Genomic DNA, 18145 nt, shown 5'->3' on the forward strand with positions numbered 1-18145 from the left:
ATTTATCAGAGGGCATGTGCATGTCTCAGATAGTCGTCAATCTCCCGTTCGAACGGGAGGAATACGCCCAGCGTCTGGCCAGGGTTCGAGCGGCCATGCAGGTTCAGGGCATCGAGTTGCTGCTGGTCACTGATCCATCGAACATGGCCTGGCTGACCGGCTATGACGGTTGGTCGTTTTACGTCCATCAATGTGTGTTGCTGGCGCTCGACGGCGAGCCGGTCTGGTTCGGGCGCGGGCAAGATGCCAACGGCGCCAAGCGCACCGTGTTCATGCAGCATGAAAACATCATCGGGTACCCGGACATTTATGTGCAGTCCCGGGAACGCCATCCAATGGATTACCTGTCGCGCGAAGTCATCAGCGCTCGCGGCTGGGACGCGCTGACCATTGGCGTGGAAATGGACAACTATTACTTCAGCGCCGCCGCCTATCTGTCGCTGAAGAAACACCTGCCAAAGGCCACGCTGATCGACGCGGTCGGGCTGGTGAACTGGCAGCGGGCGATCAAGTCGCCCCAGGAAATCGCCTACATGCGCATCGCCGCGCGCATCGTCGAAAACATGCACGCGCGGATCCTTGAACGCATTGAGCCGGGCATGCGCAAAAACGAACTGGTGGCCGAGATCTACAGCAGCGGCATTCTCGGCGCCGACGGTCATGGCGGTGATTACCCGGCCATCGTGCCGCTGTTGCCGACCGGCGCCGATGCCAGCGCGCCGCACCTGACCTGGGACGACACGCCATTCGAGAAGGGCGCCGGCACGTTCTTCGAAATCGCCGGTTGCTACAAGCGATATCACTGCCCGTTGTCGCGCACCATTTACCTGGGCAAACCGCCGCAGCATTTCCTCGACGGCGAAAAAGCCGTGGTCGAAGGCATCGCCGCCGGGCTCGAAGCGGCCAAGCCAGGGAACACCACGGGTGACATTGCCGTCGCGTTTTTCAAAGTGCTGGAGAAGTTCGGCATCCACAAGGACAGCCGTTGCGGTTATCCGATCGGGATCAGTTATCCGCCGGATTGGGGCGAGCGCACCATGAGCTTGCGTCCCGGCGACACCAGCGTGTTGCAACCGGGCATGACCTTCCACTTCATGCCGGGCCTGTGGATGGACGATTGGGGGCTGGAAATCACCGAGAGCATTTTGATCACCGAGACCGGTGTCGAAACGTTATGCAACGTGCCACGCCAACTGTTCGTGAAGGATTGAGCCATGAGCGAATTGCCTGATAACCCGATCAGCGCCACGGTGGATTTCGCCCGCGAAGGCGTGCAGCACGGGTTTCTCAAACTGCCGTATTCGCGGGACGATTCGGCCTGGGGCGCGGTGATGATTCCGCTGACGGTGATTCAGCGTGGTCAGGGACCGACGGCGCTGCTGACCGGCGGTAACCACGGCGACGAATACGAAGGCCCGGTTGCGCTGAGCAAACTGGCGCAGGGCCTGACGGCTGGTGAAGTGAGCGGGCGGGTGATCATCGTCCCGTTCATGAATACCCCGGCGTTCCACGCCGGACGGCGCACGTCGCCCATCGACAAGGGCAACCTGAATCGCAGTTTTCCCGGCAAGCCGGACGGCACGGTGACCGAGAAAATCGCCGATTACTTCAACCGGACCTTGTTGCCTTTGGCCGATATCGTGCTGGACATTCATTCCGGCGGCCGCACCCTGGATTTCCTGCCGTTCGCCGCGTGTCATGTGCTGCCCGATAAACACCAGCAGGCCCGATGCGAAGCCGGCATGCGCGCGTTCAATGCCCCGTACAGCATGCGCATGCTGGAGCTGGATGCGGGGGCGATGTACGACACAGCCGCCGAGCGACAGGGCAAAGTTTTCGTCACCACCGAACTGGGTGGCGGTGGTTCGTCCAGCGCACGCAGTGTGGCGATCGCCGAGCGCGGGGTGCGCAATCTGCTGGTGCATGCCGGGATTCTCGAAGGCGAGGTCCAGACCGCTGCGTCGATCATGCTCGACATGCCGGATGCTGATTGCTTCATTGCCAGCGAACATGACGGCTTGCTGGAAATGTGTCGCGATCTGGGTGACAACGTGAGTAAGGGCGAGGTGATTGCCCGGGTTTATGACGCCACCCGCAGCGGTGTTGCCCCGGTGGAGTATCGTGCGGCCCGCAGCGGTTTGCTGGCGGCGCGGCATTTTCCCGGGTTGGTGCAGTGCGGTGACACCGTGGCAGTCATCGCCGAAGTATTGGCGTAACACATTCCTTGTGGGAGCGGGCACGTCAGCTCCCACAAGGTCCCAATGGCACAGGAGTTCCTCGGCCCATGCACAAGCTTGATCGCTACGACCTGAAAATCCTGCGAATCCTTGCCGAAGACGGGCGGATCACCAAGTCGAGCCTGGCCGACGCGATCAATCTATCGGTGACCCCGGCCTGGGAGCGCGTGCGCAAACTGGAAGCGCTTGGGTTGATCAAGGGCTACCGGGCGCAGATTGACTGGAATGCGGTATTCAAAAGTCAGCAGGTCCTGGTCGAAATCACCCTGGCCCGACACACCGCACAGGATATGCGCCGGTTCGAGCAACGCATGTGCGAGGCGGCTGAAGTGGCGTTCTGTTACGCCACCGGTGGCGGGGTGGATTACATGGCGATGATCCAGGCGCCGGACATCGATCACTACCAGCGGTTTATCGACCAGCTGCTGCTCGACGATCTGGGCATCGAGCGTTACTTCACCTACATCGTGACCAAGACCATCAAGACCGCCGGCGCCTTGCCGGCGGAGCTGGCACAAGAGCCCTGAACACGACAGATCCGTGTGGGAGCGGGCTTGCTCACGTTGACTGACACGCCGCTTTCGCGAGCTGGCTCGCTCCCACATGACTGTTTGTCTGACTGAAAGAACAGTGTTCGTTAAGGGTCACCGCAAAATCTTCGGTTTTGCGCTGTTCAATCAGAAAAAACCGCCTGCCAAGCCCCGCCAAACACCCAATAACCCGAGCCGAGCTGCCCTAGCATGGTTCCACGCACACGGTTTGGAGTAACCGCCATGACATACAAACATCCGCTGCTGTTCAAGGCACTGTGTTACGTCGATGGGCATTGGGTCCACAGCGACAGTGGTCACAGTGTCGCCGTGCATAACCCTGCCGACCTGAAATTGATCGGCCACGTGCCGATGCTCGATCAGCCGCAGATTGTCGCGGCTGTCGATGCCGCGCACCGGGCTTTTGCCGGCTGGCGCGAACAAAGCCTCGATGCGCGTGGGACGATTTTGCGGCGCTGGGCGGCGTTGATCCTTGAGCATCAGGAAGACCTGGCGCGCATCCTCAGTCAGGAACAAGGCAAGCCGCTGGCCGAGTCTCGTGGGGAAATCGCTTACGCTGCGAGTTTCATTCCCTGGTTCGCCGAGGAAGCACGGCGTCTTTATGGGCAAAACATTCCCAGCCACATTCCTGGTGCACATCTGGGCACTCTCAAGGAGCCGGTCGGCGTCTGTGCACTGCTGACACCGTGGAATTTTCCGTCGGCCATGATCACCCGCAAAGCGGCCGCCGCCTTGGCCGCTGGCTGCACCGTGGTGATCAAACCGGCCCATGAAACGCCTTTTTCAGCGTTGGCGCTGGCGCAACTGGCGGAGGAGGCGGGCTTCCCGGCGGGCGTGTTCAACGTGGTGCTGGGCGAGCCGCAGATGACCATGCAAACCCTGGTGCAGGACAGCCGCGTGCGTTCGGTCAGCTTCACCGGCTCGACCCGCGTCGGCAAGTTGGTGCTGCAAGCGACAGCGCAGGACGTGAAGAAAGTCTCGCTGGAACTGGGCGGCAATGCGCCGTTCATCGTCTGCGCCGATGCCGATCTGACGCTGGCGGTGAAAGTCGCCGTAGAAGCCAAATTCCAGACCTCGGGTCAGGATTGCTGCGCGGCCAACCGGATCATGGTGCAGCGCTCGATTTACCCGGAATTCCTCCAGCGCTTTGCCGCTGCGGTTCGCGAGCTGCGGGTCGGTCCGGCCCTGGTGGGCGATCAAGAACAACCTGTCGACATCGGCCCGTTGATGCACCGGGCCGCTTTCGAGGTGACGGCCGAGCGTGTGGCTGACGCCCTTCAACTCGGTGCGCAACGCTTGGTCGGCGGCGAGGCTCACGCCCTGGGGGGATTGTTCTACCAGCCGACGGTGCTCGCGGATGTCACCCCGCAGATGCGCATCTATCGCGAAGAGAATTTCGCGCCGATTGCGGGGGTGATGCCTTTTGACACCCTTGAGCACGCCATCGAAATGGCCAACGACACCGAATACGGTTTGGCCGCCTACATTTGTTCCAATCGCCTGGACCTGATCTACCCGCTGATTCGCCGCCTCGACCACGCCATGGTCGCGGTCAACGGCGTCAAGTTCACCGGCCATCCAATTCCGTTCGGTGGCATGAAAGCCTCGGGTCTGGGCCGCGAAGGCGGCACCGAGGGCTTCGAAGCCTTTGTCGAAACCAAATACTTTTGCCTGCACCATCAAGGCCAGTTCTAAGGAGACATGTCATGAACCAAGAGCTCGATACCCTGTTCGAACAAGACCGCGCGCACTTCATGCACCCCTCGACCCACGCCCATGACCACGCCAGCGGCGCGCTCAAGGGACGCATCATCAAGAGTGCGTCGGGCATTCGCATCCGCGACCACGAGGGCCGCGACTTCATCGACGCCTTCGCCGGCCTGTACTGCGTGAACATCGGCTACGGCCGTACCGAAGTCGCCGATGCGATCTACAAGCAGGCCAAGGAGCTGGCGTATTACCACACCTATGTGGGGCATTCGACCGAGGCGATCATCGAATTGTCCAGCCGCATCATGGACTGGGCGCCGCAGGGCATGAAAAAGGTCTATTACGGTCTGTCCGGGTCTGACGCCAACGAGACCCAGATCAAACTGGTGCGTTACTACAACAACGTATTGGGTCGCCCGCAGAAGAAGAAAATCATCTCCCGCGATCGCGGTTATCACGGCTCGGGCATCATGACCGGCAGCCTCACCGGCCTGCCGACTTTTCATCAGCACTTCGACCTGCCGGCCGAAGGCGTCAAACACACCGTTTGCCCGCACTGGTACCGCAAGGCGCCGGCCGGCATGGATGAAGCGGCGTTCGTGCGCTATTGCGCCGACGAACTGGAGAAAATGATCCTCGCCCAAGGGCCGGACACCGTGGCCGCGTTCATCGGCGAGCCGTTGATGGGCACCGGCGGCATCATCGTTCCTCCGGCGGGTTATTGGGCGGCGATTCAAGCGGTGCTCAACAAATACGACGTGTTGCTGATCGCCGATGAAGTGGTGTGCGCATTCGGTCGGCTGGGTTCGAAGATGGGCAGCCAGCGTTACGGCATGCAGCCAGACTTGATCACCACCGCCAAGGGCCTGACCAGCGCCTATGCACCGTTGTCGGCAGTGATCGTCGGCGAAAAAGTATGGGACGTAATCGAAAAAGCCTCTGAATCACAAGGTGCGATGGGCCATGGCTGGACATACTCCGGTCACCCGATCTGCGCCGCCGCGGCCTTGGCCAACCTCGATATTCTGGAGCGGGAAAACCTCACCACCAACGCCGAGAAAGTAGGCAGCTACCTGAACCGCCGGTTGCGCGAAACCCTGGAAGGCCATCCGCTGGTGGGTGAAGTGCGCGGTGACGGCATGCTTGCCGCCGTCGAGTTCATGGCCGATCGCGAGCAGCGCACGCCGTTCGACGCCGCCTTGAAGGTCGGCCCGAAAGTTTCGGCGGCCTGTCTCGAGCGCGGCATGATTGCCCGGGCGATGCCTCACGGCGACATTCTCGGCTTTGCGCCGCCGTTGATTTTGACCGAGGAAGAAGCCGACCTGATCGTCGACATCACCAAGAGCGCGGTGGATCAGGTGGCCAGCGAAGTGCTTGGCTGATCCCCAGCCTGGTTGAACAGGGCCCGTCCGATTCTCAGATCGGGCGGGCTTTTTTTGCGTCGCCTGTTCAGGCCCGCAAAGAGGCCCTGACAGGCACCAAAAATCCTCGATCAGAAACAAAAAAACCTCGGACAATCACTCGTCCGAGGTTTTTTGTGTCGCGCGAGACCTGATTACTTCTTCAGGCCGTAATGCTCATCGAGCATGCCCGGCGCGTTCGGAGCTTTGGGGGCGTAGTCGCGAGGCGGTTCCTGATTGCGCGGTGGCGTCAGGCGTTCCCGTGGAGCCTGTGCCGAATCGGCGTGCAGGGCGGCCAGCAATCGTTGACGAGTCTGCTCGTCCAGGGCCAGGCGGTTGGCACCCTCGGCGAGGTGATCCTGCACTTCCTGATAGCTCGCCGTCAGCTTCTTGACCAGGTTTGCAGTGCTGTTGAAGTGGGTGACCACCTCGTTCTGATAACTGTCGAAACGTTCCTGAATGTCATCCAGCTGACGTTGGGTGCTGCTAGGCGCGGCATTCGGCACCAAACGAGCGATCAGGAAACCAATGGCGACACCCACAACCAGGGCAAGAGTCGGCAACAACCAAACTAAGAGCGAGTGTTCCACGAGTCCTTCCTCTATAAACGGCTTTGCTTTACGTTAACGGCTCGAACCTGCGCTGTATACCGCGATTCACTCGCAATAGATTGGCACAGACAATTTGCTAGACGAGTCGACCCGATTCGAGGTCACGGAGTTCCTTCCTTGCTTATGCGCGAAACCCCTGTAGTGATTGATGGCCCGGTCGGCCAACTGGAAGCCCTTTATCTTGATAATGAGCAGCCGCGCGGCATCGCGCTGATCTGCCACCCGAACCCGGTGCAGGGCGGCACCATGCTCAATAAAGTCGTCTCGACCCTGCAGCGCACCGCGCGCGACGCCGGTTTGATTACTTTGCGCTTCAACTACCGTGGCGTCGGTGCCAGCGAAGGCACCCACGACATGGGCACCGGCGAAGTCGACGACGCCCAAGCCGTTGCCGAATGGCTACGGGCCAAACACCCCGAGTTGCCGCTGACCCTGTTCGGTTTCTCCTTTGGTGGTTTTGTTGCAGCAAGTCTCGGCGGACGCCTGGAAGCCAAGGGCGAACAGCTCAAGCATCTGTTTATGGTCGCGCCGGCTGTCATGCGCCTGGGCGATCAGGATCAACTGCCGCAGCAGGGTGAACTGACCCTGATCCAGCCGGAAACCGACGAAGTGATCGATCCGCCACTTGTTTACGAATGGTCCGACAAGCTCGAACGCCCCCATGAGCTGCTGAAAGTGGCAGAATGCGGACACTTTTTTCATGGCAAGCTGACCGATCTCAAGGATCTGATCCTGCCGCGCCTTTCGAATTGATTGCAGTCTGACAAGCGATTACCCATGACGACTCGTACCCGTATCCTCACCGGCATCACCACTACCGGCACGCCGCACCTGGGCAACTACGCCGGCGCCATCCGCCCGGCGATCCTGGCCAGCCGTGACAGCAATGCCGATTCGTTCTACTTCCTGGCCGACTACCACGCCCTGATCAAATGCGACGACCCGCTGCGCATCCAGCGCTCGCGTCTGGAAATCGCCGCGACCTGGCTGGCCGGTGGCCTGGATGTGGATCGTGTGACGTTCTATCGCCAGTCCGACATCCCGGAAATCCCCGAGCTGACCTGGCTGCTGACTTGCGTTGCCGCCAAGGGCCTGCTCAACCGCGCCCATGCCTATAAGGCCTCGGTGGACAAGAATGTCGAGACCGGCGAAGACCCGGATGCGGGCATCACCATGGGCTTGTACAGCTATCCGGTGCTGATGGCCGCGGACATCCTGATGTTCAACGCCCACAAGGTGCCGGTCGGTCGTGACCAGATCCAGCATGTGGAAATGGCCCGCGACATCGGCCAGCGCTTCAACCACCTGTTCGGCCAGGGCAAAGAGTTCTTCACCATGCCGGAGGCGCTGATCGAAGAAAGCGTCGCCACGCTGCCAGGCCTCGACGGTCGCAAGATGTCGAAAAGCTACGACAACACCATTCCGTTGTTCAGCAGCGCCAAGGAAATGAAGGACGCGATCTCGCGGATCGTCACCGACTCCCGCGCGCCGGGCGAAGCCAAGGATCCGGACAACTCGCACCTGTTCACCCTGTTCCAGGCGTTTGCCACGCCGGCACAGTCCGATGAATTCCGCAGCGAACTGTTGCAGGGCCTGGGTTGGGGCGAGGCGAAGAATCGCCTGTTCCAACTGCTCGATAGCGAGCTGGGCGAGTCCCGCGAGCGTTATCACCAACTGATCGAACGCCCGGCGGACCTGGAAGACATGCTGCAACTCGGCGCGAAAAAAGCGCGTTCGGTGGCTACACCGTTCCTCCACGAACTGCGCGAAGCGGTCGGCCTGCGCTCTTTCGTCGCCCAGACTCAGGTCGCTGCCACCACCAAGAAGAAAGCTGCGAAAGCCGCGCGTTTTGTCAGCTTCCGCGAAGAAGACAGCAGTTTCCGCTTCCGTCTGCTGGCGGCCGATGGCGAGCAACTGCTGTTGTCGCGCAACTTCGCCGACGGCAAAACCGCTGGTCAAGTGACCAAGCAGCTGCAATCGGGCCAGCCGTTGGATGTGCGCAGTGAAGAGCAGAGCTTCAGCGTCTGGCTGGAAGGCGAGTGCGTGGCCGACAGCCCGACCTTTGCTGACAACGCCGCTCGCGACGTCGCCATCGACGCCCTGCGGGTTGCGCTGACACCGGTTCAGGAATAAATCAACGGCTCGACCCGACCAAGGGCCGATTGCCATTCCCACGGGCCGTCGCTACAGTGACGGCCCGTTTTTGTTGCCTTGCTAACGAATTATGACGCCCCTAGAACGATATCAAGCTGATCTGAAACGCCCGGAATTCTTCCATGACGCCGCGCAGGAAACCGCCGTGCGTCATTTGCAGCGCCTGTACGACGATCTGGTCGCTGCGTCGAACACCAAGCCGGGCCTGCTCGGCAAACTGTTTGGCAAGAAAGATCAGGCACCGGTCAAGGGCCTGTATTTCTGGGGTGGCGTGGGTCGCGGCAAGACTTACCTGGTCGACACCTTCTTCGAAGCGCTGCCGTTCAAGGAAAAGGTCCGCACTCACTTCCACCGCTTCATGAAGCGCGTGCACGAAGAGATGAAGACCCTCGGCGGCGAGAAGAACCCGCTGACCATCATCGCCAAGCGCTTCTCTGACGAAGCCCGGGTGATCTGTTTCGATGAGTTCTTCGTGTCCGACATTACCGACGCGATGATCCTCGGCACGCTGATGGAAGAGCTGTTCAAGAATGGCGTGACCCTGGTTGCGACCTCGAACATCGTGCCGGACGGTCTGTACAAGGATGGCCTGCAACGTGCGCGCTTCCTGCCGGCCATCGCGCTGATCAAACAGAACACCGACATCGTCAACGTCGACAGCGGCGTCGACTATCGTCTGCGCCACCTCGAGCAAGCCGAGCTGTTCCACTTCCCGCTGGACGAAGCCGCTCAGGAAAGCCTGCGCAAAAGCTTCCGCGCCCTGACTCCGGAATGCACGGCCGCCATCGAGAATGACGTGCTGATGATCGAGAACCGCGAAATTCGCGCCGTGCGCACCTGCGATGACGTGGCCTGGTTCGACTTCCGCGAACTGTGCGACGGCCCGCGCAGCCAGAACGATTACATCGAGCTGGGCAAGATCTTCCACGCCGTGTTGCTCAGCGGTGTCGAGCAGATGAGCGTCACCACCGACGACATCGCCCGACGCTTTATCAACATGGTCGACGAGTTCTACGACCGTAACGTCAAGCTGATCATCTCGGCTGAAGTCGAGCTCAAGGACCTCTACACCGGCGGTCGCCTGAACTTCGAATTCCAGCGCACGCTCAGCCGTCTGCTGGAAATGCAGTCGCACGAATTCCTGTCCCGGGCGCACAAGCCGTAAGACGATTCGGACAATAAAAAAAGGGCCTGCACATGCAGGCCCTTTTTTGTTCACCGCAGATTTCCTGTGGGAGCGAGCCTGCTCGCGAAGGCGGCGGCACATCCAGCATTGATGTGACTGATTTATCGCTTTCGCGAGCAGGCTCGCTCCCACATCGGACGGGTGTTGGGTTTCAGCTTAGGCGGCTTGCTGAAACTGCTGCCGGTACTGATTCGGCGACAACTCAGTGTGCTGGCGGAACAGCCGCGCAAAGAAGCTCGCATCGTCATAACCGACTTCATAGCTGATGGTCTTGATGCTCTTGCGGCTGCCCGACAGCAAACCCTTGGCGGTTTCGATGCGCAGGCGTTGCAGGTAATGCAGGGGCTTGTCGCCGGTGGCGGTCTGGAAGCGCCGCATGAAGTTGCGGATGCTCATGCCGTGTTCGCGGGCGACGTCTTCGAAGCGGAATTTGTCGGCGAAGTGTTCTTCGAGCCAGTGCTGGATCTGCAGGATGATCACGTCCTGGTGCAATTTCTGTCCGCCGAAGCCGATGCGTCCTGGTGAATAGCTGCGCTGCACTTCGTAGAGAATGTCCCGGGCCACGGCCTGGGAGACGTTGGCGCCGCAGAAGCGTTCGATCAGGTAGATGTAGAGGTCGCATGCCGAGGTGGTGCCGCCTGCGCAATACAGGTTGTCGGCGTCCGTCAGGTGCTTGTCCTGATTGAGATAAACCTGTGGGAAACGCTCGGCGAAGGCGTTGAAGAAGCGCCAATAGGTGGTCGCCTCCTTGCCGTTGAGCAGGCCGGCCTCGGCAAGCCAGAACACCCCGGTGGCCTCACCGCAAAGCACGGCGCCGCGAGCGTGTTGCTGACGCAACCAGGGCAGGACCTGTGGATAACGTTGGCAAAGGGTATCGAAATCATCCCAGAAGGCGGGGAGGATAATGACGTCGGCATTTTCCAGGCCGCCGTCCACCGGCATGATCACATCGCTGAAGCTGTTCACCGGTTTGCCGTCGGGGCTGACCAGCCGGGTTTCGAACGCCGGTGTCAGGCCCTGGCCCAGTTGTTTGCCGTATCGCAGGCTGGCCAGATGAAAGAAATCCTTGGCTTGCATGAGGGTGGAAGCGAAAACCCGGTCGATAGCCAGGATGCTGACGCGCCGCAAGGGCGTGGAGACTTGGTTAGACATAATTCAACTTTATTCTTATAGGGGAAAGTGGTCACCAGACGGCTGGATCGTCTTATTTTTTGTCTGATGTGTCCAGTGTCCTGTATCGGATGCGGGGCTTAGTCTCTGAAGGTCAACTTCTTCCAACAATTAATGACAGGTGCCGCATGATCCCCAGAACCTTGTTCAGTTCCGAGCACGAATTGTTTCGCGACAGCGTGCGAACGTTCCTCGAAAAAAAGGCCGTGCCGTTCCACGGGCAATGGGAAAAACAAGGCTACATCGACCGTAAACTCTGGAACAAGGCGGGGGAGGCGGGGATGCTTTGTTCGCACCTGCCGGAGGAATACGGTGGGCTGGGGGCGGACTTTCTCTACAGCGCTGTCGTGATCGAAGAGGTCGGTCGTCTCGGCCTGACTGGCATCGGTTTTTCTCTGCATTCGGACATTGTGGCGCCGTACATCCTGCATTACGGCAGTGAAGCGCTGAAGCACAAATACCTGCCGAAACTGGTGTCCGGCGAAATGGTTACCGCGATTGCCATGACCGAACCGGGCGCCGGTTCCGACTTGCAAGGGGTGAAAACCACCGCCGTGCTGGATGGCGACGAGTACGTGATCAACGGATCGAAAACCTTCATCACCAACGGCTTTTTGGCTGATCTGGTGATTGTCGTGGCCAAGACCGATCCGAAGGCCGGCGCGAAGGGCACCAGTCTGTTTCTGGTCGAGGCCAACACCCCGGGCTTCGACAAGGGCAAGCGCCTGGAAAAGGTCGGCATGAAGGCTCAGGACACGTCGGAGTTGTTCTTCCAGGACGTGCGGGTCCCGAAGGAGAATCTATTGGGGCAGGCGGGCATGGGCTTCGCTTACCTGATGCAGGAGTTGCCGCAGGAGCGCCTCACCGTCGCCATTGGCGGGCTGGCGTCGGCCGAAGCTGCGTTGAAATGGACGCTCGATTACACCCGTGAACGCAAGGCGTTCGGCAAGGCGATTGCCGATTTCCAGAACACTCGCTTCAAGCTGGCGGAGATGGCGACTGAAATCCAGATCGGCCGGGTCTTCGTTGATCGCTGCCTGGAGCTGCACCTGCAAGGCAAGCTGGATGTGCCGACCGCCGCGATGGCCAAGTATTGGGGGACTGACCTGCAATGCAAGGTGCTCGACGAATGCGTGCAGTTGCATGGCGGTTACGGATTCATGTGGGAATATCCGATCGCCCGAGCGTGGGCCGATGCGCGGGTGCAACGGATTTATGCGGGGACCAATGAAATCATGAAGGAGATTATTGCGCGGTCGCTTTGATTTTGCGGTGACTGTCAGGCCCTCATCGCGATCAGGCTCACTCCTACAGGGATTGTGCAAAACCTGTGGGAGTGAGCTTTTCGCGATGGGGACTATGAGTCGATCAAGGCGCCGGGTTCGGGTGATCCTTGTGAATCGCCTCAATCCCCGCCAGCACTTCATCGGAAAGTTTCAGCTCGAAACTGGCGATGTTGCTCTCCAGTTGCTCCAGGGTTGTGGCGCCGATGATGTTGCTGGTCACAAACGGCTGCTGATTGACAAACGCCAACGCCATTTGCGCCGGGTCCAGGCCGTGTTCCCGGGCCAGCGCGACATAACGGCTGCACGCTGCTTCCGACTGCGGGTTGAAATAGCGGCTGAAGCGGCTGTAGAGGCTCAGGCGGCCTTTTGGTGGGCGTGCGCCACCTTCGTACTTGCCCGACAGGAAACCGAACGCCAGCGGCGAATAGGCGAGCAGGCCGCACTGTTCGCGGATGGCGATTTCCGCCAGGCCGACTTCGAAGCTGCGGTTGAGCAGGTTGTACGGGTTCTGGATAGACACCGCGCGCGGCCAGCCACGGGCTTCGGCCAGGGCGAGGAAGCGCATGGTGCCCCATGGCGTTTCGTTGGAGAGGCCGATGTGGCGGATCTTGCCGGCCTTGACCTGTTCGTCCAGCGCTTCGAGGGTGTCCTCCAGCGGCGTGAGGTTGGCTTCGGTCTGGTGTTTGTAACCGAGCTGGCCGAAGAAGTTGGTGCTGCGTTCCGGCCAGTGCAGCTGATAGAGGTCGATGTAGTCGGTTTGCAGGCGCTTGAGGCTGGCGTCCACGGCTTCAGTGATGTGCTGGCGGTTGTGTCGCAGGTTTTTATCGCGGATGTAATCGATGGTGTTGCCGGGGCCGGCGATTTTGCTGGCGAGGATCCAGTCGGAGCGATCACCGCGACTTTTGAAGTAATTGCCGATGTAGCGTTCGGTAGTGGCGTAGGTTTCGGCCTTCGGCGGCACCGGGTACATTTCGGCCGTGTCGATGAAATTGATCCCGGCGTTCTTGGCCCGTTCGATCTGGGCGAAGGCTTCAGCTTCAGTGTTTTGCTCGCCCCAGGTCATGGTTCCGAGGCAGATGGCACTCACGTTCAGATTGGTTCGGCCTAGCTGGCGATAGTCCATCGGGTGCTCCTTGGGCAAAACAATCATAAAAGCAGGTTGAATTATTTTTCGCAATCTGCATAATTGCGCACCTCTTTCTGCAGTGGAAGTGATGCGCCGCCGCCGAAGAATCTTGCCGTTGAACGGACGCGCCGACCCGAGCCCCCGAAAGCGTCTGTATCCGGCTGCCTTTGACTTGTCAAAGTACGCACTATTCAGTAAGATCCGCCGTCTAATTTACAGGGCGGCCCCTGAGGCTATAAAGAATGAAAACTTTTACTGCTAAACCGGAAACAGTACAGCGCGACTGGTTTGTCGTCGACGCTGCAGGTCAGACCCTGGGTCGTCTGGCCACCGAAATCGCGAGCCGTCTGCGTGGCAAGCATAAAGCTGAGTACACTCCTCACGTTGACACCGGCGATTACATCGTCGTTATCAATGCCGAGCAGATTCGTGTAACCGGTGCTAAAACCACCGACAAGATCTACTACTCCCACTCCGGTTTCCCGGGCGGCATCAAGTCGATCAACTTTGAAAAGCTGATCGCCAAAGCCCCTGAGCGCGTGATCGAGACCGCGGTCAAAGGCATGCTGCCTAAGAACCCGCTGGGTCGCGACATGTATCGTAAGCTGAAAGTCTATGCGGGCGCTGTACACCCTCATACTGCTCAGCAGCCCCAAGAACTGAAGTTTTAACGGAATAGTTCATTATGTCGGCGACTCAAAATTACGGCACTGGCCGTCGCAAGACCGCAACCGCACGCGTTTTCCTGCGTCCGGGTACTGGTAACATCTCGATCAACAACCGCTCCCTGGATAATTTCTTCGGTCGCGAAACTGCCCGCATGGTAGTTCGTCAGCCGCTGGAATTGACCGAGACAGTTGAAAAGTTCGACATCTACGTCACCGTTATCGGTGGCGGTGTAAGTGGTCAAGCTGGCGCAATCCGTCACGGTATCACTCGCGCTCTGATGCAGTACGACGAAACCCTGCGTGGCGCTCTGCGCAAAGCTGGCTTCGTTACTCGCGATGCTCGTGAAGTTGAACGTAAGAAAGTTGGTCTGCGTAAAGCGCGTAAGCGTCCGCAGTACTCGAAGCGTTAATTCGCTTTCGCGTTCAAAAAGAACGCCCAGTTTCCTCGCGAAGCTGGGCGTTTTTTTATGGGCGCGATTTATCAAAGAATTGCGCTGTGACAACTTGCCACAGCCGTAGAAGCCCTATACTGCAAGGCTTGGCAGTGAAGCCCCTCGGTAATTACCTTGTCAGAATTGGGGCTTTTCATTACCATTCGGCAAAATTTTTATAAGTTCAGATTTTTACTTAGTAGACGCCTGATTTAACAGGCCACAAAGCTGATGGGAGAGGACTGAATGAGCAATGACGGCGTGAATGCAGGCCGGCGTCGCTTCTTGGTAGCAGCCACATCCGTGGTGGGTGCTGCAGGAGCGGTGGGGGCTGCGGTCCCGTTCGTGGGGTCATGGTTTCCCAGTGCCAAGGCGAAAGCCGCAGGTGCACCGGTGAAAGTGAATGTCAGCAAAATCGAACCAGGTCAGCAGATGATTGCTGAGTGGCGCGGTCAGCCGGTGTTCATTGTCCGCCGTACCGAGGAAATCCTGGGGAATCTGAAAAAGATCGAGGGCCAGCTGTCTGACCCGACCTCCAAGAACTCGACACAACCGACCTATGTCGACCCGGAAACGCGTTCGATCAAGCCAGAAGTTCTGCTGCTGATCGGTATCTGCACGCACCTGGGTTGCTCGCCGACCTTCCGTCCAGAAGTGGCACCTGCGGATCTGGGCAAGGACTGGGTAGGTGGTTATTTCTGCCCTTGCCACGGTTCCCACTACGATCTGGCTGGCCGCGTCTACAAGTCGCAACCTGCGCCTTTGAACCTGCCAGTTCCCCCGCATTCCTATGAGACCGATGACATCATTGTCATTGGCGTCGATACGGAGAAAGCGTGATGAGCAAGTTCATGGATTGGGTTGATGCACGCTTTCCCGCGACCAAAATGTGGGAAGACCATCTCAGCAAGTACTACGCCCCGAAGAACTTCAACTTCTTCTATTTCTTTGGCTCCCTGGCGCTGCTCGTTCTGGTCAACCAGATCGTTACCGGTGTCTGGTTGACCATGAGTTACACGCCATCGGCGGAAGAAGCGTTTGCTTCCGTTGAATACATCATGCGCGACGTCGAGTACGGCTCGATCCTGCGTATGTTGCACGCCGTCGGCGCTTCGATGTTCTTTATCGTGGTTTATCTGCACATGTTCCGTGGCTTGCTCTACGGTTCGTACCAGAAGCCGCGTGAGCTGGTGTGGGTCTTCGGCATGCTGATTTACCTGGCGCTGATGGCTGAGGCCTTCATGGGCTACCTGCTGCCGTGGGGCCAGATGTCCTACTGGGGCGCCCAGGTGATCATCTCGCTGTTCGGTGCGATCCCGGTCATCGGCAACGACCTGACCCAGTGGATCCGTGGTGACTACCTGATTTCCGGTATTACCCTGAACCGCTTCTTCGCCCTGCACGTTGTTGCCCTGCCGATCGTGATTCTCGGTCTGGTGGTGCTGCACGTCCTGGCGCTGCACGAAGTCGGTTCGAACAACCCGGACGGTGTGGACATCAAGAAACACAAAGACGAAAACGGCGTACCGCTGGACGGCATTGCCTTCCACCCGTACTACACCGTGAAAGATATCGTCGGCGTGGTGGTGTTCCTGTTTATCTTCTGCTCGATCGTGTTCTTCTTCCCGGAAATGGGCGGTTACTTCCTCGAGAAGCCGAACTTTGAAGTGGCGAACGCCTTCAAGACCCCTGAGCACATCGCTCCGGTCTGGTACTTCACACCGTTCTACGCGATTCTGCGGGCGGTTCCGGACAAGCTCCTGGGCGTTATCGCCATGGGCGCGGCCATCGCTGTGCTGTTCGTCCTGCCGTGGCTGGATCGCAGCCCCGTCAAGTCGATGCGCTACAAAGGCTGGCTGAGCAAAATCTGGCTGGTGGTGTTCTGCGTCTCGTTCGTGATCCTCGGCATTCTGGGTGTTCTGGCTCCGACGCCGGGTCGTACGCTGCTGTCGCAGGTATGCACCTTCCTGTACTTCGCCTACTTCATTCTGATGCCGTTCTACACCAGGCTCGAGAAGACCAAACCGGTTCCGGAAAGGGTGACTGGCTGATGAAAAAGCTATTTGCTGTACTGATTCTTGCTGCCATGCCTGTGTTGTCCTTCGCGTCGACGGCCGGTGCTCCTGAACTGGAAAAGGTCGATATCGACGTTTCTGACAAAGCGGCCATGCAGGACGGCGCACGTACGTTCGCCAACTATTGCATGGGTTGTCACAGCGCCAAGTTCCAGCGCTACGAGCGTGTTGCCGATGATCTGGGCATCCCGCATGACCTGATGCTCTCGAAGCTGGTGTTCACTGGCGCCAAGATTGGCGACCACATGAGCATCGGCATGCAGCCGGCTGACGCCAAGACCTGGTTTGGCGCCGCACCGCCTGACCTGACTCTGGTAGCGCGTGTTCGTGGTACGGACTGGCTTTATGGTTACCTGAAGTCCTTCTACGAAGATCCGTCGCGTCCTTGGGGTGTGAACAACAAGGTTTTCCCGAACGTGGGTATGCCTAACGTCCTGGTTGGCCTGCAAGGTCGTCAGGTTGTCGGTTGCAAGCAGGTTCCGATCGTCGAAGACGGCAAGAAGCAATATGATCCGCTGACCGGTAACGCGCTGACACATGAAGCGTGCGATCAGCTGACCATCGTGCCGAAGAGCGGTGCTCTGACCGAACAGCAGTTCGATGAGAAGGTCAAGAATCTGGTAACCTTCCTCGCTTACTCGGCTAACCCGGTTAAGCTGGAGCATCAGCGCATCGGTACCTATGTGTTGCTGTACCTGGCGTTCTTCTTCGTATTCGCTTACTTGCTCAAGCGTGAATACTGGAAAGACGTCCATTGATAAAGCTGTAAGCAATTGCTGTTAATCGCACGCGCCCAGGGGCGTCTCTGAAGGTGTAACGAGTCTGGCAAGCCAGACGTTACGGGAGGCGTCCTCTGGGCGCGTGCGTTTTTCCGCTTCCGATAATTTCAACAAGCGAGGAGGACCGCCATGGGCGTGACCAATCGGTTGGCCTGTTACTCCGACCCCGCCGACCACTATTCCCACCGAGTGCGCATCGTACTTGCAGAGAAGGGTGTCAGCGCAGAGATCATTTACGTGGAAGCTGGTCGCCAGCCGCCTAAACTGATTGAAGTGAACCCTTACGGAAGTCTGCCCACCCTGGTCGATCGTGACCTGGCGTTGTGGGAGTCAACCGTGGTGATGGAATATCTGGATGAGCGTTACCCGCACCCGCCCTTGCTGCCGGTTTATCCTGTGGCGCGTGCCAACAGCCGTCTGCTGATCCATCGTATTCAGCGTGACTGGTGTGGTCTGGTGGATCTGATCCTGGATTCGCGGACCAAGGAAGCCGCCCGCGTCGTGGCTCGTAAAGAGTTGCGTGAAAGCCTGACTGGCGTGTCGCCGTTGTTTGCCGACAAGCCGTTTTTCCTCAGCGAGGAACAAAGTCTGGTGGATTGCTGCCTATTGCCAATACTCTGGCGTTTGCCGATTCTGGGTATTGAACTGCCGCGGCCTGCCAAGCCGTTGCTTGATTACATGGAGCGCTCGTTTGCGCGTGAGGCTTTCCAGGCGAGTCTGTCTGGTGTCGAACGCGATATGCGCTAAGGCTTAAGGAGCCG

18 protein-coding genes are annotated in these 18145 nt (G+C 59.0%); 15 read left to right on the plus strand and 3 right to left on the minus strand.

From position 1 onward, the window contains the following. The first annotated feature begins 20 nt into the window (after positions 1-20). The 5 genes from doeA (at position 21) to AB4N91_RS02080 (ending at position 5880) form a co-directional block, all read left to right on the plus strand. Positions 21-1211, plus strand: a complete 1191-nt coding sequence (doeA, locus tag AB4N91_RS02060; protein ID WP_083375769.1) for an ectoine hydrolase DoeA — start codon at positions 21-23, stop codon at positions 1209-1211. 3 nt (positions 1212-1214) lie between these two features. Further along, positions 1215-2216, plus strand: coding sequence for a N(2)-acetyl-L-2,4-diaminobutanoate deacetylase DoeB (gene doeB / locus AB4N91_RS02065; RefSeq protein ID WP_010458176.1), 1002 nt, complete (start codon positions 1215-1217; stop codon positions 2214-2216). A gap of 68 nt (positions 2217-2284) precedes the next feature. Then, the gene (locus tag AB4N91_RS02070; protein ID WP_083375771.1) at positions 2285-2764 is read left to right on the plus strand and encodes an Lrp/AsnC family transcriptional regulator; all 480 of its coding nucleotides are present in this window, start codon (positions 2285-2287) and stop codon (positions 2762-2764) included. 246 nt (positions 2765-3010) lie between these two features. Beyond that, complete coding sequence (locus AB4N91_RS02075; RefSeq protein WP_458724886.1) at positions 3011-4483, plus strand: NAD-dependent succinate-semialdehyde dehydrogenase; 1473 nt, start codon at positions 3011-3013, stop codon at positions 4481-4483. 11 nt (positions 4484-4494) lie between these two features. Further along, the gene (locus AB4N91_RS02080; protein ID WP_460112075.1) at positions 4495-5880 is read left to right on the plus strand and encodes an aminotransferase; all 1386 of its coding nucleotides are present in this window, start codon (positions 4495-4497) and stop codon (positions 5878-5880) included. A 173-nt stretch (positions 5881-6053) separates the two neighbouring features. On the opposite strand, the gene AB4N91_RS02085 is transcribed toward AB4N91_RS02080, so the two are convergent. Further along, complete coding sequence (locus AB4N91_RS02085; RefSeq protein ID WP_010458168.1) at positions 6054-6488, minus strand: Z-ring associated ZapG family protein; 435 nt, start codon at positions 6486-6488, stop codon at positions 6054-6056. Positions 6489-6632: 144 nt separating this feature from the next. Here AB4N91_RS02085 and AB4N91_RS02090 point away from each other — a divergent pair, with 144 nt between their 5' ends. The 3 genes from AB4N91_RS02090 (at position 6633) to zapE (ending at position 9828) form a co-directional block, all read left to right on the plus strand. After that, a complete protein-coding gene (locus AB4N91_RS02090; protein WP_042932570.1) occupies positions 6633-7262 on the plus strand; it encodes an alpha/beta hydrolase in 630 nt (209 codons plus the stop codon). Positions 7263-7286: 24 nt separating this feature from the next. Next, positions 7287-8642 carry a tryptophan--tRNA ligase gene (locus AB4N91_RS02095; protein WP_077748996.1) on the plus strand — a complete coding sequence of 452 codons (1356 nt, stop codon included), beginning with the start codon at positions 7287-7289 and terminating at the stop codon, positions 8640-8642. Positions 8643-8733: 91 nt separating this feature from the next. Next, a complete protein-coding gene (zapE, locus tag AB4N91_RS02100; protein ID WP_010458163.1) occupies positions 8734-9828 on the plus strand; it encodes a cell division protein ZapE in 1095 nt (364 codons plus the stop codon). Positions 9829-10005: 177 nt separating this feature from the next. Here zapE and AB4N91_RS02105 read toward each other — a convergent pair whose 3' ends face one another. Further along, entirely contained in the window at positions 10006-10902 is an 897-nt protein-coding gene (locus tag AB4N91_RS02105; protein ID WP_169857917.1) for a GlxA family transcriptional regulator, read from the minus strand. A 245-nt stretch (positions 10903-11147) separates the two neighbouring features. On the opposite strand from AB4N91_RS02105, the gene AB4N91_RS02110 reads away from it, so the two are divergent. Continuing rightward, positions 11148-12284: an acyl-CoA dehydrogenase family protein gene (locus AB4N91_RS02110; protein ID WP_460112076.1), complete on the plus strand. Its 1137-nt coding sequence runs from the start codon at positions 11148-11150 to the stop codon at positions 12282-12284. A gap of 103 nt (positions 12285-12387) precedes the next feature. Here AB4N91_RS02110 and AB4N91_RS02115 read toward each other — a convergent pair whose 3' ends face one another. Then, complete coding sequence (locus AB4N91_RS02115) at positions 12388-13428, minus strand: NADP(H)-dependent aldo-keto reductase (protein ID WP_010458157.1); 1041 nt, start codon at positions 13426-13428, stop codon at positions 12388-12390. A 245-nt stretch (positions 13429-13673) separates the two neighbouring features. Here AB4N91_RS02115 and rplM point away from each other — a divergent pair, with 245 nt between their 5' ends. From rplM to AB4N91_RS02145, 6 genes are all read left to right on the plus strand, one after another. Continuing rightward, the gene (gene rplM, locus AB4N91_RS02120) at positions 13674-14102 is read left to right on the plus strand and encodes a 50S ribosomal protein L13 (protein WP_007905295.1); all 429 of its coding nucleotides are present in this window, start codon (positions 13674-13676) and stop codon (positions 14100-14102) included. Between the two features lie 14 nt (positions 14103-14116). Continuing rightward, positions 14117-14509 (plus strand): 30S ribosomal protein S9, encoded by a 393-nt coding sequence (gene rpsI / locus AB4N91_RS02125; protein ID WP_002555064.1) that lies wholly within the window; start codon positions 14117-14119, stop codon positions 14507-14509. A 267-nt stretch (positions 14510-14776) separates the two neighbouring features. Further along, entirely contained in the window at positions 14777-15370 is a 594-nt protein-coding gene (petA, locus tag AB4N91_RS02130) for a ubiquinol-cytochrome c reductase iron-sulfur subunit (RefSeq protein WP_007905300.1), read from the plus strand. Next, entirely contained in the window at positions 15370-16581 is a 1212-nt protein-coding gene (locus AB4N91_RS02135) for a cytochrome b (protein WP_083375773.1), read from the plus strand. Before petA ends, AB4N91_RS02135 begins: the two co-directional genes overlap by 1 nt. Next, a complete protein-coding gene (locus AB4N91_RS02140; protein WP_010458152.1) occupies positions 16581-17363 on the plus strand; it encodes a cytochrome c1 in 783 nt (260 codons plus the stop codon). Before AB4N91_RS02135 ends, AB4N91_RS02140 begins: the two co-directional genes overlap by 1 nt. A gap of 150 nt (positions 17364-17513) precedes the next feature. Then, a complete protein-coding gene (locus AB4N91_RS02145) occupies positions 17514-18131 on the plus strand; it encodes a glutathione S-transferase N-terminal domain-containing protein (RefSeq protein ID WP_007905304.1) in 618 nt (205 codons plus the stop codon). Positions 18132-18145: the final 14 nt, after the last annotated feature.

Source organism: Pseudomonas sp. H3_D04 (genome assembly GCF_054669175.1).